The sequence below is a fragment of the Clostridium vincentii genome, from assembly GCF_002995745.1.
GTDB lineage: Bacteria > Bacillota > Clostridia > Clostridiales > Clostridiaceae > Clostridium > Clostridium vincentii.
Map to the genome: position 1 here is coordinate 71,637 of NZ_PVXQ01000005.1, position 14,910 is coordinate 86,546.

General features: G+C 28.8%; 19 protein-coding genes. 4 read left to right on the plus strand and 15 right to left on the minus strand.

Going from position 1 to position 14,910, the window contains the following annotated elements:
- Positions 1-53: 53 nt before the first annotated feature.
- The 6 genes from CLVI_RS03470 to CLVI_RS03495 all read right to left on the minus strand — a co-directional run bounded on the left by CLVI_RS03470 (position 54) and on the right by CLVI_RS03495 (position 6,541).
- Positions 54-1,496 (minus strand): 6-phospho-beta-glucosidase, encoded by a 1,443-nt coding sequence (locus CLVI_RS03470; RefSeq protein WP_106058727.1) that lies wholly within the window; start codon positions 1,494-1,496, stop codon positions 54-56.
- 96 nt (positions 1,497-1,592) lie between these two features.
- Positions 1,593-3,479, minus strand: coding sequence for a beta-glucoside-specific PTS transporter subunit IIABC (locus CLVI_RS03475; protein WP_106058728.1), 1,887 nt, complete (start codon positions 3,477-3,479; stop codon positions 1,593-1,595).
- Between the two features lie 129 nt (positions 3,480-3,608).
- On the minus strand, positions 3,609-4,436 hold the full coding sequence (licT, locus tag CLVI_RS03480) for a BglG family transcription antiterminator LicT (protein ID WP_106058729.1): 828 nt from the start codon (positions 4,434-4,436) through the stop codon (positions 3,609-3,611).
- A 315-nt stretch (positions 4,437-4,751) separates the two neighbouring features.
- Positions 4,752-5,033: a TetR family transcriptional regulator gene (locus CLVI_RS03485; RefSeq protein WP_106058730.1), complete on the minus strand. Its 282-nt coding sequence runs from the start codon at positions 5,031-5,033 to the stop codon at positions 4,752-4,754.
- Positions 5,034-5,055: 22 nt separating this feature from the next.
- Positions 5,056-5,736, minus strand: coding sequence for a class I SAM-dependent methyltransferase (locus tag CLVI_RS03490; protein ID WP_106058731.1), 681 nt, complete (start codon positions 5,734-5,736; stop codon positions 5,056-5,058).
- A complete protein-coding gene (locus tag CLVI_RS03495) occupies positions 5,729-6,541 on the minus strand; it encodes an EFR1 family ferrodoxin (RefSeq protein ID WP_106058732.1) in 813 nt (270 codons plus the stop codon). The genes CLVI_RS03490 and CLVI_RS03495 overlap by 8 nt, the downstream gene beginning before the upstream one ends.
- 155 nt (positions 6,542-6,696) lie before the next feature.
- On the opposite strand from CLVI_RS03495, the gene CLVI_RS03500 reads away from it, so the two are divergent.
- Together CLVI_RS03500 and CLVI_RS03505 are read left to right on the plus strand one after the other, a co-directional pair.
- Complete coding sequence (locus CLVI_RS03500) at positions 6,697-7,275, plus strand: TetR/AcrR family transcriptional regulator (protein ID WP_106058733.1); 579 nt, start codon at positions 6,697-6,699, stop codon at positions 7,273-7,275.
- Positions 7,276-7,619: 344 nt separating this feature from the next.
- Positions 7,620-8,168, plus strand: a complete 549-nt coding sequence (locus CLVI_RS03505) for an HD-GYP domain-containing protein (protein WP_106058797.1) — start codon at positions 7,620-7,622, stop codon at positions 8,166-8,168.
- On the opposite strand, the gene CLVI_RS03510 is transcribed toward CLVI_RS03505, so the two are convergent.
- The 3 genes from CLVI_RS03510 to CLVI_RS03515 form a co-directional block, all read right to left on the minus strand.
- Complete coding sequence (locus CLVI_RS03510; RefSeq protein ID WP_106058734.1) at positions 8,159-8,602, minus strand: GNAT family N-acetyltransferase; 444 nt, start codon at positions 8,600-8,602, stop codon at positions 8,159-8,161. The genes CLVI_RS03505 and CLVI_RS03510 overlap by 10 nt on opposite strands.
- Positions 8,583-8,726 (minus strand): hypothetical protein, encoded by a 144-nt coding sequence (locus CLVI_RS17650; RefSeq protein ID WP_207655315.1) that lies wholly within the window; start codon positions 8,724-8,726, stop codon positions 8,583-8,585. The genes CLVI_RS03510 and CLVI_RS17650 overlap by 20 nt, the downstream gene beginning before the upstream one ends.
- Positions 8,727-8,918: 192 nt before the next feature.
- Positions 8,919-9,521 (minus strand): TetR/AcrR family transcriptional regulator, encoded by a 603-nt coding sequence (locus CLVI_RS03515; RefSeq protein WP_106058735.1) that lies wholly within the window; start codon positions 9,519-9,521, stop codon positions 8,919-8,921.
- Positions 9,522-9,678: 157 nt separating this feature from the next.
- Between CLVI_RS03515 and CLVI_RS03520 the strand changes: the two genes are divergently transcribed.
- Together CLVI_RS03520 and CLVI_RS03525 are read left to right on the plus strand one after the other, a co-directional pair.
- The gene (locus CLVI_RS03520) at positions 9,679-10,377 is read left to right on the plus strand and encodes an ABC transporter ATP-binding protein (RefSeq protein WP_207655316.1); all 699 of its coding nucleotides are present in this window, start codon (positions 9,679-9,681) and stop codon (positions 10,375-10,377) included.
- Positions 10,378-10,389: 12 nt separating this feature from the next.
- Complete coding sequence (locus CLVI_RS03525) at positions 10,390-11,469, plus strand: ABC transporter permease (protein ID WP_106058737.1); 1,080 nt, start codon at positions 10,390-10,392, stop codon at positions 11,467-11,469.
- Positions 11,470-11,537: 68 nt separating this feature from the next.
- Here the strand turns inward: CLVI_RS03525 and CLVI_RS03530 are convergent, their stop codons facing one another.
- From CLVI_RS03530 to sigY, 6 genes are read right to left on the minus strand one after another with little or no spacing between them, the layout of a single operon-like run.
- Positions 11,538-12,290 (minus strand): ABC transporter permease subunit, encoded by a 753-nt coding sequence (locus CLVI_RS03530; RefSeq protein WP_106058738.1) that lies wholly within the window; start codon positions 12,288-12,290, stop codon positions 11,538-11,540.
- Positions 12,287-13,219, minus strand: a complete 933-nt coding sequence (locus CLVI_RS03535; protein WP_170065577.1) for an ABC transporter ATP-binding protein — start codon at positions 13,217-13,219, stop codon at positions 12,287-12,289. Before CLVI_RS03535 ends, CLVI_RS03530 begins: the two co-directional genes overlap by 4 nt.
- On the minus strand, positions 13,219-13,401 hold the full coding sequence (locus tag CLVI_RS03540) for a PLDc N-terminal domain-containing protein (protein WP_106058740.1): 183 nt from the start codon (positions 13,399-13,401) through the stop codon (positions 13,219-13,221). Before CLVI_RS03540 ends, CLVI_RS03535 begins: the two co-directional genes overlap by 1 nt.
- Positions 13,402-13,415: 14 nt before the next feature.
- Complete coding sequence (locus CLVI_RS03545) at positions 13,416-13,619, minus strand: hypothetical protein (protein WP_207655317.1); 204 nt, start codon at positions 13,617-13,619, stop codon at positions 13,416-13,418.
- The gene (locus CLVI_RS03550) at positions 13,616-13,996 is read right to left on the minus strand and encodes a hypothetical protein (protein WP_106058742.1); all 381 of its coding nucleotides are present in this window, start codon (positions 13,994-13,996) and stop codon (positions 13,616-13,618) included. The genes CLVI_RS03545 and CLVI_RS03550 overlap by 4 nt, the downstream gene beginning before the upstream one ends.
- A gap of 1 nt (position 13,997) precedes the next feature.
- Positions 13,998-14,534, minus strand: coding sequence for an RNA polymerase sigma factor SigY (gene sigY, locus CLVI_RS03555; RefSeq protein WP_106058743.1), 537 nt, complete (start codon positions 14,532-14,534; stop codon positions 13,998-14,000).
- Positions 14,535-14,910 lie beyond the last annotated feature (376 nt).

Consider the following 14,910-nt stretch of genomic DNA (forward strand, 5'->3'; position numbering starts at 1 on the left):
TTTTATGAAGATTAATCCCTTCATAAAATTCTAATTCTTTATTTTTACTTAAATTATTCTAGACTTTCTCCATTTGAAGCTATAACTTTTTTATACCAATCAAAACTCTTCTTCTTAGTTCTTTTTAAAGTACCATTTCCTTCATTATCTTTATCTACATATATAAAGCCGTACCTTTTCTTCATCTCTCCTGTAGATGCACTTACTAAATCTATACAACCCCAAGGAGTATATCCCATAAGTTCTATACCATCCTCATTAACTGCATCCTTCATTGCCTTAATATGTTCTCTTAAATATTCAATACGATAATCATCTTCTACATAACCATTGTCATCTTGGATATCTACAGCACCCAGGCCATTTTCTACAATAAATAATGGTTTTTGATAACGATCATACATGGCATTCATGGTAATTCTAAGTCCTAGTGGATCAATTTGCCATCCCCATTCACTTGCTTTTAAGTATGGATTTCTTAATGTTGCAAATACATTGCCTTCTGTCCCTGCATTTACTTTTGGGTCTGCACTAGTTAAACGAGAAGCATAATAACTAAAGGAAATAAAGTCAACTGTATTTTCTTTCAATAACTTTTCGTCTTCTTCTTCCATTTCTAAATTAATGTCCATTCTCTCTAACATTTTCTTTGCATAACATGGATACTCTCCACGAGATTGTACATCTATAAAGAAGTAGTTTTCTCTATCTTTCTCCATAGACTTCCATACATCTTCTGGAGCAGATGTATTTGCATATGTATTTCCAGCTGCTAACATACATCCTATTTTAAATTCTGGATTTATTGCATGAGCTATTTTAGTTGCTTTTGCACTTGCAATTAATTGATTATGCGCTGCTTGATACTTTATAGCTTCTTCATTTTCGCCTTCTTCAAAAATTAAACCTGCACCAATGAATGGTAAATGGAGCAACATATTTATTTCATTAAATGTAAGCCAATACTTTACTTTATTTTTATATCTATTAAATATTACTTCACATAATCTTTCATAATGACCTACCATCTTACGGCTTCTCCATGAACCAATTGTCTTTACTAAGTTCATCGGAACATCAAAATGAGTTATAGTTACTAATGGTTCAATTCCATGTTTCAAACATTCATCAAACACATCATCATAAAATTTTAAACCTTCTTCATTTGGCTGAGCATCATCTCCATTAGGGAATATACGAGCCCATGAAAGAGATAATCTAAAACATTTAAATCCCATTTCTGCAAATAATGCTATATCTTCTTTGTAATGATGATAAAAATCAATAGCTTCATGACTTGGATAATAATGATTTTCATCACATTCTATCATTTTTAATTTACCTACCCCTACAGGAAAACGATCTTTTCCTATAGGAATTACATCAACTGTAGATAATCCTTTATTTCCTTCTAAATATCCACCTTCACATTGGTTAGCAGCAGTAGCTCCTCCCCATAAAAATCCTTCTGGTAATTTATTAATATTATTTTTCATTTCTTTCCTCCAAAATTTAATATTTTTTTAATCCATAGGATATTCAATAAAGAAACCCTATGGATTTTACTTTGAATATTCACCTTTATATTTTCACTAAATCATTACTGTTAATAAATCTTCCTTAAAATCAATAGTCTTTTTATCTGTCTCAATAATATCTAGGTAATTACCGGAATTAGTAATTACTACTGGTGTTGTTAAAGAATATCCTTCTGCTTGTATAGATTTAATATCAAATTCTAATAGTACCTGACCAGCTTTTATTCTATCTCCTTGTGTAGCTTTAGGAGTAAAATATTTACCTTCTAATTTAACTGTATCCATACCTATATGAATTAATATCTCAACTCCATTTTCGCTTGTAATTCCTAAAGCATGTCCTGTTGGAAATAATGTTGTTAAGACTCCATCTACTGGAGCAATTATCTTACCTTCTGTTGGTTCAATTGCAATTCCTTTACCTAATGCGCCTTTTGAAAAAGCTTCATCATTTACTTCAGATAAAGATTTAACTTCACCTTTTAATGGACTAATTATTGTTTCTTGCTTAACTAATACATTTTGTTTATTTTCTTCTTTAGTTTCTTCATCCTTAAATCCACCAAAAAACATTAATAAGAAACCTAATACAAAACTTACTACAATAGCAATAATTGCACCATAGAATGCTGTATCGAATCCTGCAGATCCAATATAACTTGGGATTGCAAATATTCCAAGTCCACCCATCATAAGTGTTTTAGTACCAAATATTGCTGTAATACCACCACCTACTGCACCTGCAACACAACTTAAGATAAATGGTTTTTTACGAGGTAATGTAATACCATAAATAGCTGGCTCTGTTACACCAAAAATTCCTGAAATAACTGCTGGTACTGCTAATGATTTTAACTTTTTATTTTTTGTTTTAATTAATATAGCTAATACTACACCTGTTTGTGCGAAAGAAGCTCCAAGAGCAGAAGCTAAAATTGGATCACTTCCAAATACAGCAAAATTGTTCATAGCCACAGGAACTAGTCCCCAATGTAATCCAAAAATTACAAATACTTGCCAAAATCCACCTAAGAACACCCCTGCAAGAATTGGGCTTAAACTAAATATTGAAATTGTTCCTGCTCCAAGTAATTTACCTGCCCAAGTTGCAATAGGCCCTATAACTATGAATGTTAAAGGAATAGTTACTAGTAATGTACAAAATGGAACTATAAATATTTTTACCACATCTGGTATGATTTTCTTAAATCCTTTTTCTATTTTAGCACCTATAAACGTAGCTAGAATTATCGGAATAACACTTGAAGCATAACTCATTAATATAACTGGAATCCCTAAGAAAGTTATATATACAGGTGATTCAATTATTGTACCTGCAAACAATGTATATAATGGCTCAGCTGGAAGTGCTGTTAATCCTGCTAATGTAGGATAAACTAGTGATGCACCTATTGCCATACCAATAAATTCATTTAATTTAAACTTCTTAGCTGCAGTATATCCAAGGAAAATAGGGAAGAAATAAAATAAGCAATCGCCTATGATATTTAAGATTTGATAAGTCCCTGATTCTTTACCAAACAATCCCACAGCAATAAATAATGCATTAAATCCTTTAATCATACCTGTTGCAGCTAACACACCTAATGTTGGAGTAAATACACCTGAAATAATATCGATAAATTTATTAAATGGATTTACTTTTTCCTCTGATGATTCTGAAGAAGATTCTGAAAATCCACCAATAGCTGCAACCTCATCATAAACATCAGGCACATGATTGCCAATAACCACTTGATATTGTCCACCACTCTTCACAACGGTTACAATGCCATCCATATCTTTTAAAATTTCTGTATTTGCTTTACTTTCATCCTTTAATTTAAAACGCAAACGGGTAATACAATGCGTTAAACTATTAACATTTTCTTTACCGCCAATATTTTTTATAATGTCTTTTGCCAATTTTTCATATTTCATAATATATCTCTCCTCTTTTATCTGTTTTTATATTAAAAAAAAGCGAGACCTCGTAGATAGTATATATTAATACTCTATCTACCTCGGTCTCGCCTGCTTTACCAGTAACAATCCTAAAATTTATTTAATTTATCTTTGAGTCACACGCTGAATATGAATGGTTAAATATAATTGCTCTTCCTCTGATAATTCTTTCTCTAAATATGTTTCTATTTTCAGCATACACTCATAAGCATTTTTATACTTTACTTTAACTTGATTTAGCAAAAAATCATCTTCTATTTCTATTTTTTCCTCTTTATTTAATCGTTGGAAAAAAAATCTTAAATGTGTAACAAACCTTTCATAGTTAAGGGATTTTTCATCAAGTATAACATTATAGGTGTAAGTAACAATATTTAATATATCTTTAATCATTTTTGTTTGGTTAGTAATATCTTGCATTTTATTACCTGAATCATTAACTTGTGCATTTATTAAATGAAGAGCTATATTACCTGCCTCATCTTCTGGTAATTTTTTACCAGTTTCACTTTCAATAAGCTCTAGTGATTTTAATCCAATTTGAAATTCTCTAGGATAGAACTTTTTAATTTCCCAAATCAATCCATTTGGACGATTAAGCTTTTCATCAAATATCTTTATTGCATAGCTAATATGATCTGTAAGGGTAACATATATATAGTCATTTAATTCAACGCCTAATATATTTTTTGCATATTCAATAATATCGTAGCATAGCGAAACGTGTTCTGTAGGAATATCTTCTAATAATAATTTGAATTTTTCTGAAGCATCTTTTTGTTTAAGAATAAAGGTTTTCTCTATTAAAGTTTCTTCTACCTCATCCCCTATATTCTTTTTAAATGCAATTCCACATCCCATAACAACAAATTCATGTTTACCTGACTCTTTAGCTAATATGGCATTATTATTAAATATTTTTTTTATTATCATCCCTATCCCATCACCCCTCTATCCTATTATACTAATTTAGAATATAAAAACCCTAACTAATCAAAAGAGACAAATAATATCTCTTCTCATTATTTAAGGTTTCGCCTGATCTAATCAGTAACAATCACAATATTTATTTGTAAGCGTTTAACTTTCTATCTTTATAATAGCTTGTTTTATTTTGATTGTCAATAGCTTTTTTATTTTAAATCACTAAAATATAATCTATATTTTAGTGATTCATTTCAATCTTTTTAAGCTCTATAATCCGATGGAAGATTATATTTTAATCAAAGCAAGAGTAGTTTTATTATGCTAACTAATTGCTAATTTCATCATCTCAAAAATTTCTGGTGATACAAAAGTCATTATTATTGTTGCAGATGCTCTCGAGAAAATATCTAATATTGTCTTCGTAATCCCATCAAATATTTGTATGTGTGATAGACTTTCAGGTATTTTTTCTATTATTCCAATACCCTTTAAAGCTTCTTTCAAAAGGGGCATATATAACTTTTCTTTACTTTCAAAATAATAAAACATCAATTCTGAACTAATACCGATTTCTTTAGATATATTCCTAATGCTTAAGTTCACAAAAAACTAGGCAGCACTTACATTAAGCCTTTTCACAAATAAAAGCTATCCAGTTATCCTTCTCATATATTTTTATATCACTAAATCCTGTCCTATATAATAGTGCTTCCATTTCATCATTTTCTTTATAAGCAGTCATATGGTATTCAATTTTATCTTTTTCGCATACAAGGAGAAATTCTCCATCCCTTTTTAATGTTCTATATATTTCTTCAAATCCTTTTTCTAATTGACCCCAATATATATGAGTTTGAATTGCTGTTATCTTATTGAAATAATTATCATTAAAAGGTAATGTTGCTACATCCGCTTCTAAAATTTCAACTTTCCCAGTTTCAATATTCTTTTTATTTTCCTTAATTGAAGCACTTACTGATTCTGATGAAATATCAATTCCATAAACCTTTCCATTATTAATTTTAGAGGCCACATTATCTATTGTTTTACCACCTCCACAACCTACATCTAAAATATAATCATCTTCTTCTATATTCACTTTACCTATTGCCCAATTTGTCATTCTTTCAAATGTTAGATTCCATATTTTCGTCATCACTGCACCTACAAATCCAGATGGGTTTTTGCTTTGATCAATAAGATAACTTTCTATAGGTTTATAAAACAACATAGTACCTCCTACGATAACTGATAAGATTACAATTAAAATTTTATTTCTAATATTCTTTTTGTTTTTTTTATTCATAACCTTTAACCTCTATCTTTTTCCTTAAATCTTGAATAATATCCCCAACTTTAATTTCCGGATGAGAATACCTCTTTCTATTTTGAGTTTTATTAGAATATTCAATAGCCTGAGCTGGGCACCATTGAATACATGCCATACATTGTTGACAGTTGTTATTCCATTTAGGTTTACCATCTGCCATTTCAATATTATTTACAGGACAAACATTTTTACAGACTTCACAATGCATGCACTTATTATTAACCTTAAATTCTTCATCTTTCTTTTTAAAATTGTTTATTTCCTTTATTGAACTCTTCTCAAATAATTTAGCCACTATACCAGGTTTTATAATATCTGTAGTATCTTTTCTTTTTATCTTTAAACTAATTTTTAATATCTTACTTTGTTCCATTTTATATAAAAAGTTGCACACAAATTTAGGGAATGCTTCGTATTCTGCAATATAATTTCCAGGCATCCTTACCCTGAATTCAGCACTTAACTTTCCGCGTTGTTTATTTATTTCCTCTCTGAGGTCCCCCATTGCCATCCCTCTAGAGCCCGCATGAGCAATTACTGCGAAAATATATTTAGTAGATCCAAACTCAACCTTACTTATAATTTCCTTCATGGCTCTAGGCATATGCGAATAATAAACAGGAAATACAAAACCTATTCTTTCATAATTTGATTCACTTGTTATAGTCTTTTCCAAATTTGAAACATGAATCACTTCAGTATCCTTTAATTCTTTTGCTATATGCCTTGCTACAGCTAAATTATTTCCAGTTCCACTAAAATAGAATATTATATTTTTCAATTTACCAACCCCCTAAAGTTTTGAAATATATTTTTTATATTTCAAAACTATTATATTACACAATCATTTCCAGTTCAATAGTTTTGAACTTCATTTTTTATATTTCAAAACTATTATGTTATAATTGGAGAAGAATTTAACAGTGGGAGGACAAAATGAATAATTATGAAATAAGAACAAACAAAAAAAAAGCAACCATAATCAGTGTTGCCCAAGAATTATTCAAAGAGAAGGGATTTTTAAATGTAAGTATTAAAGAAATTGCTTCAAAGGCTAATGTATCACAAGTTTCAATATATAATTATTTTGGTAATAAAGATGCCTTAGTTGGTGAATGTGTTAACTTCCTAATGATTGAAATTATCGCATCAGCGAGAGCGATACTTCTATCGAAAATGGATTTTAAAGAAAAAGTAGCAAAAGCTCTATCTTTATGCTCTGATCACATAAATAAATCCCTAAGTGAGTATTTTACTAATGAAGCTCTAAATGATAAAGCCTTAATGAAACTTATAAATGAATTTATAAACAAAGAAAAGTTTGAACTTTTTAGAGAGTATATTGAAGTTGGAAAAAAAGATGGTGCAATAGATAAAACAATAGCTACTGAAACAATCCTCAAATTTATTGAAGCCATTTCAATAGCTGAAAGTAATACTGATTATTCGATTGTACCTGATGGTTATATTGAAGATATTCAGAAACTATTATTTCACGGAATATTAGGTCAGTAATATTCCTTTATTCTATATTAGGTTAAATCTCAGCAGCAAAAAATTTATTACTACAAATATAATAAGCCCTAAAACATTATATAACGTAAATTTAATTAAATACCCTGAGGACTTTTCAATACCTGTTTCATTTACATACAGCTTGATTTTTACTCTTTATCTCTACGTCATCTAGAATTATATTGCATTTTTAAAATCTCCTTAATTAATTTACTAGTAAAATTTTCTAGATTGCATTATAATAAATTATAGCAATTGATAATCAATATTAACATCATTGCAAAGGGAGATGAACTAAATTGCAATATACTGAAAAGGAATTTTATCATGACATAATTGATAGTATGATTACAGCATTAGAATCACGGGATTTATATACATCTGGACATTCAGAAAGAGTCAGTAATATGGCTTATAAGGTATGTGAATTATTAGGCTTAGATGAGAACACTAAGGAAATCATACATATAGCAGCTCACTTACATGATATTGGAAAAATCGGAATACAAGATGCTATTTTAAATAAAAAAGAAAAGCTGACTGATACAGAGTGGGCCATTTTAGAGAAACATAGTGAGATAGGATATAATATATTAATAAAATCAAAACTTTTAAAGGACGTTGCTCAAATAGTTCTTTGTCACCATGAACGTTGGGATGGAAAAGGATACCCTAATATGTTAAAGGATGAAGATATCCCATATGGTTCAAGAATTATAGCTATATGCGACTCCATCGATGCAATGAAAACTGATAGACCTTATAGAAAAGCTCTAGATAATGATACTTGCAAAGAAGAAATTAAAAAGAATATAGGTATTATGTATGATCCAATACTTGCACAATGTACTATTGAAAATTGGGATATTATTTTAAAGGAAACCTATAAATAACTTATATACATCTTTTGTAATGGTAATCCACTTCTCTCAGATATCCTAACTTTATCCTCACATTGAAATCCTACTTTTTTATAGAAATTAACAGTATCTAACCTAGCACTTAAGTATATGTAACTCATATTATCTTCTTTAGCCTTAATAATATGTTTTTTCATCATTTCAAATCCAATCCCTCTGTTTACATACTCTATACTAACAAGTACATTAGTAATCTTTCCTTTACCATTTGTATTAGTCATTCTCGAATATCCTATAACCTTGTCTTTATCTAATGCTACCAAGTGTATACTTATACTATCTAAATCATCATATTTGTATTTCTCAATCTTATTGTATGGCTCAAAAAGTATATAGTATCTTAGATACATTACTTGCTTAAACTTTTCATCTTTATAATTTATGTATTTATACGTAATATCTTTCACAATCTTCGCCTACTCTTCCTATGATATTTATTAAGTTTGTCTTCTGATTCTTCATCATAATATTATAGTTAATTCTATTGCTTTTTCTAATATAAAACAACCCCACTACGATTACTAATTTCATAGGTTAATATTAAAAGAGCCAATAAAAATTATTGGCCCTTTTTACGTTAATTATTTATTAACTAGATAAAAATATCTTCTCTATTATATATATATCATTATACTATCCTATGAGTTGTATTATTTAGCGTTATTATCTGCTTTTCTCAAAGATTAAGCTCTATACTCTTTTAATAACAACACTAGAAAATCTTTATTCTAAAATCGAAATATCTGCAACTACCCCATTATATACAGAACCTATCACATCACTCACAATAGATGCTAACTCCTGTGGCGTTTCTTCCATACCACTTTTAAGCCATTTTTGAATAATACCTAATTGGGCAGAGGAGGCGAAAGTGAAAATATATTTTATAGGTATTTTATCAATTTCATGATTAATAGATATATTTTTAAATAACCAGCCTTCTATAAAATTTTTAAGCTTCATTTGAAAACTCAAATCACCATTTGGTCCTAATATAACTTTTATAAAATCAGCATTTTCTTTTATATAACTATATACAAAAGTAAAAACTGGTAATAACTTTTCTTTATCAGAAGGTAGTATAAAATTGTTAGGATTTTTTTTAGCTATATTATCTATAACTTCATTAATTTCTGTTAGAATCTTATTTTCGCATTGTTCTAACATATCATACTTATCTTTATAATGAAGATAAAAAGTAGCTCTATTAATATCCGCTTCTTCTGTTAAATCTTTTATGCTTATCTTATGAAATCCTTTTTCAATCATTAACTTTATCAAAGCATTTTTCAGCAATTTTTCAGTTTTAGCACTTCTTCTATCCATAAAATCTCCCCCAAGAACATAAATACTCGACACATTCTTCTTATCTGTATATTAATCAACAAATCAACTTATACTGCTTATTGTTATATATTTCAATTTTATTATAATGGTAATAGTAGCAGTTAATCAACACAATGTTAATTAAAAGGAGATAAAAATGGATATAGTAAATGTTTCAAATATAGTAAAGAAATTTTCTAAGAACATTATTTTAAATAATATAAGCTTAACAGTTAAGGAAGGTGAAATTCTAGGTCTTATTGGTCCCTCAGGTTGTGGAAAAACCACCCTTGTAAAATCAATAATTGGTATGGAGAAAGTAGATGGCGGATATATTGAATTATTAGGCGAAAAGGTTCCAAATCTTCAAGTACTAAATGATATCGGATATATGGCACAATCCGATGCTTTATATGAAGAACTAACGGGAGAAGAAAACTTAGATTTCTTCTCTAAATTATTCAAATTATCTAAAAATGAAACTAAAGAGAGAATAGAATACACAACAAAACTTGTTAATCTTGAAAATGAATTATCAAAAAAGGTAAGTAATTATTCAGGAGGTATGAAAAGAAGATTATCCCTAGCAATTTCCTTAATACAAGATCCTAAACTTCTTATATTAGATGAACCTACTGTTGGCATTGATCCAAAGCTAAGATTTACTATTTGGAATGAATTAAAGGCTTTAAAAGCTCAAGGTAAAACTATTATAATAACAACTCATGTTATGGACGAGGCTGAGAAATGTGATAAATTAGTTTTAATTCGTGAAGGAATAATTATAGCCTCTGGAAGTGTAGATGAATTAAAGAAACAATTTAATGTAAATACAGTAGAAGAAATATTTTTATAGGAGGTAATTAAGATGATAATAATGGCATTAATAAAAAGAATAATACTTCAAACTATAAGAGATAAAAGAACTTTAGCCCTTATGATGATTGCTCCATTAATACTTTTATCCTTGGTTAATTTTTTATTCAATTCAGATAATACCTCTAAATTAAAGGTTGGAGTATACAATACAAGCGCAAGTTTTAATGAGGAACTTGAAACAAATGATATTGAAATTGTAAAATACGATACCATTGAAAACATAGAGTCTAAGATAAAAGATGACAATTTAAAAGCTTTTATAAATAAAGATAATGATAAATTATCTATAACTTATGAAAATAGCTCACCCTCTGACAGTGCACAAATAAAAGCAAAGGTTCAAGGATCTTTAGCAAAAGAACAAATGAATAGCTTAACTGATAAGTTATCACAAATAAACAATGATTTTTCTAAAAGTCAGGGTACTATATCCATAGAAAGCAATTATATTTATGCAGATGAGGATTTATCTTACTTTGATACCCTGAGTCCTATCTTAATAGGTTTCTTTGTATTCTTTTTTGTATTTTTAATATCTGGAATATCTTTATTAAAAGAACGTACTTCAAAGACCCTAGAAAAGTTATTATCAACCCCAATTAAAAGAAGTGAAATAGTATTTGGTTATTTATTAGGCTATGGATTATTCGCCATTATACAAACTATAATAGTGGTTCTCTTTTCTGTTTATGTATTAAACATAAGAATGGAAGGAAATATTTTATTAGTATTACTAACCAATATTTTGATAGCCTTCGTAGCTCTATCCTTTGGGATATTATTATCTACCTTCGCTAATTCAGAATTTCAGATGATGCAATTTATCCCTCTTGTAGTCGTTCCTCAAATATTTTTTACTGGCCTAATACCTGTAGAAAATATGGCAACCTGGCTTCAAAATATAGCACACGTCATGCCTTTATACTACGGAGCACAATCCTTGCAAGGAATAATAGTTAAGGGACATACTTTTAGTGATATACAATTTGATCTGATTATTTTACTTTTATTTGCTATAGTGTTTTCTATTTTAAATATCTTGGGACTAAAACGATATAGAAAAATATAAAAATAGGGAGAACCTCCATCAACTGGAGGTTCTCCTTCATTATTATTTATAAAATATTCCCTTTAATTTTAAGCTTCCATTTCCTTTTTTATAAAAATATATATAGAAGCTAAAATAGCTAAAATAGTTAATATGCTAGTTATTATAAGTGGTTCAATAGCGAACTGAGAGGAGAGCTTTCCCCCTTCTGATATAAGTTTAAAAGGATTAAAAGAGTAATTAAATGTGTTTAAAAGTACTAACCCTATATTTATACCCATTGATAATAATGCAGCCCCCATGGATTTCTTAAATAAACTACTAAATAAAAATATTAATGAAAGAATAAATAGCAGATAAATATAAACATTAGTAGAACATATTAGTATTGCTTTTATAGAAGGTAAATCTTCTTGAAAAACAATAAAGGAATAATATATATTTGTAATTACAGATATAGTACTTATTATAAATATAACGACTCCATAAAAACTGAATTTTGCTATTACTATAGAAGATTTATTTGCTCCCTTTGTAATAGGTAATATGATACTTCCCTTAGAGATTTCATTGCATAAAATTCCACCTAGTGTAAGACATAAAACCAATATACAAAGTTGAGGCAAAGTGCTAATTAAATAATTTGCCACTGAGTCAAGTGCTGAGGTTTTAAAAAGACTAGACATTTCAGTTCCATACTGCTTTTCCAAAAGTTTTGGTGTGAGCTTTAGCATTGGAGGCGTTGACAATGCGAAGAAAAAGAAGCCCATAAATAGTATCATTAGTTTATTCTCTCTTTTAGCCTCTATAAATTCTTTTTTTATATATGCTTTAAATGTCATTTCAAAGGACCTCCTTTAATAAGAGTAAAGAAAATATCTTCTAAGGATACCTCTTTTTTCACAAAGGATTTGATAGGAGTATTTAAGGATAATAAATATCTAAATAACTCCCTTTCATCTTTTAAAGAGTTATCCACAAAAATTAAAGTTTTCTCCTCATTTTGTTCAATACTTTTTATAAATTGTGGATAGTTTTTCTTTTCTCTATCACCATCAAAAACAACCTCATAATAGCAGGATGAATATTCTTCTTTAAGAGAAGAAAGGGTAGTTGAAGTAAGAATCTCCCCCTTATGAATTATGGTTATATAATCACATATATTTTCTGCATCCTTTAAGAGATGTGTTGAAAAAAATACCGTCATATCCCTTTCCTTTAAGCCTTTAATTATATTCATAACCTCTCGTCTTCCTTCAGGATCTAATGCCGAAGTAGGTTCATCTAATATAACAAGCTTAGGGTTATTACATATAGCAACAGCTATCCCAAGCCTTTGAAGCATACCTCCTGAAAGAGTTTTCACAGTTTTATTTGAGGCATCCTTTAGCCCAACGATTGAAAGCAATTCATCTCTAGAGAAGCTTGTTTCCTTTGAAGGAGAAAGGGAAAGTATAAAATCTAAATATTCCCTGACCTTCATATAAGAATAAAATTTAGGTTGCTGAGGAAGACATCCTATGGATTCTCTCTCATCATCATAATTAAGCTCCTTTCCACAAAAGATAACCTTTCCTGAAGAAGGCTTTTTTAATCCACAGATTATATCCATAGTAGTGGATTTACCAGCTCCATTTTCGCCAATAAATCCGTAAATAATTCCCTGGGGAATCTTTAAATTTATATTTTTAAGGACTTGAGCATTAGTGTAGTTTTTATTTACGCCTTCAAGCTTTAAAGTATATTCATTAGTCTCTTCTCTCATATTCATTACTCTTGTTCCCTTCCTAATATCAAAAAGGCAATACATCCAACTGAATTAAGGCATAATATTATCCAAGCCCATTTTGGTATGAATTTCACTGGATTTTTTGCTATTATCATAAAACAGTAAATTGAAAAAATAACTTGTAGGACTAATATTGGTATTAAAAGTGTAAAATCTATATCCATAATATAAATCTCCTCTATTTCTTATTTTTCTTCTTAAAATATAACTTTCTATATATTAGATAGATTATAGCTGAGGATGGAATATTCATTAGTCCAATACCCCCCCAAATCCAAGGATTTGGAATATTATTTTTTATGGCATCCCTAAAAATAATAGTTCCTTGAATAGTAACAAGTATGAGGGCGCCGATTAAAGTGATTATTTCAATTGATGTCACTGAACCTCCCTCCTTGCTTTTTGCTTTAAAAGAATTGAATTTACTATTAGTAATACTATTAACATTCCAAATTGGGATACCATTATTACTGATATTGAAAGCTTTATAGACATAACTCCAATTACAGTAGCAAATAATATAGCCACTAATAAGAACTTAAATGTAGCCTTTCGCAGCTTAGTGCTTAGACGTATTTGCTGTCCCTTCTCTACAATAGAACTTATATCAATAGGCACTGATATATTGTCCTCTATATGATTTGCAAGAGACATCTTATCCAAAATAGCTTTTAATTCTAATCTATCAGAGGTAGCACCATCTAGTGACCTTTCATAGTACTTATCAATATTTTTATCTAAATCATCAAAAGATTTCATGTTATCTGCCTCCCTTAAATTTTGATAGAATTTCTTTTATTCCATAATGTAACCTTGAACGTACAGTACCAATGGGACAATTTACTATTGCACTAATTTCTTCATAGCTGTATCCATAATAATGTTTTAATATAAAAACAGTTCTTTTATCATTAGGCATCTCTTTTAATATTTCTAAAACATCATGTAATTCTTCTTTTTTAATCACTTCATCCTCCAAAGAATAAGAGGATGGAATCACATCTAATAGTATGTCTGTTTCTTTAACCTTTCTTAAGTGATCCATATATTTGTTTGTTGCAATTTTTATTAACCAGGTTGAAAATTTAGCATTAGGAGTAAATGAATCTATATGAATGACAGCTGCAAGAAGGGTATCTTGAACAATATCTTCAGTTAACTCTTTATTGCAGGTGAGTTTTAATACATAACCCTTTAAAATTGAAAAGTTATTATTAATCAATATCTCAAAGGCATATCTATCCCCATCCTTAGATCTTGATATTAAATTTTCTTCATTTTGATTTTCTATATTCATAGATTTTGCCCCTTTATTACTGTTTGCTACTTTCTATTTTCATTTATTAAACGTGGAAGTTTGAAAAAAGTTCAATGTAATTTGAAAATTTTTATATATTTTTTCTTTACACTATTATAAATTATACTTCTAATATTATTAAATCTCTATTAACCTTCAGTATAAAAGCACTTAGTTTTTTGGTATAATTTATAATATAAATATTTTTAAAGGAGATGCTTAAATGAAAAATACAGAAAAAACCTTAATAAAAAATATAGGTCAAGCCTTCATTTATACACTCTGTGTCATTACAGTTCTTTGTACATTCCTAATTGTTAACGCAATTAAAAATAAATAATAAAAACCTTGATATTATGGAGAATATAAATCAAAG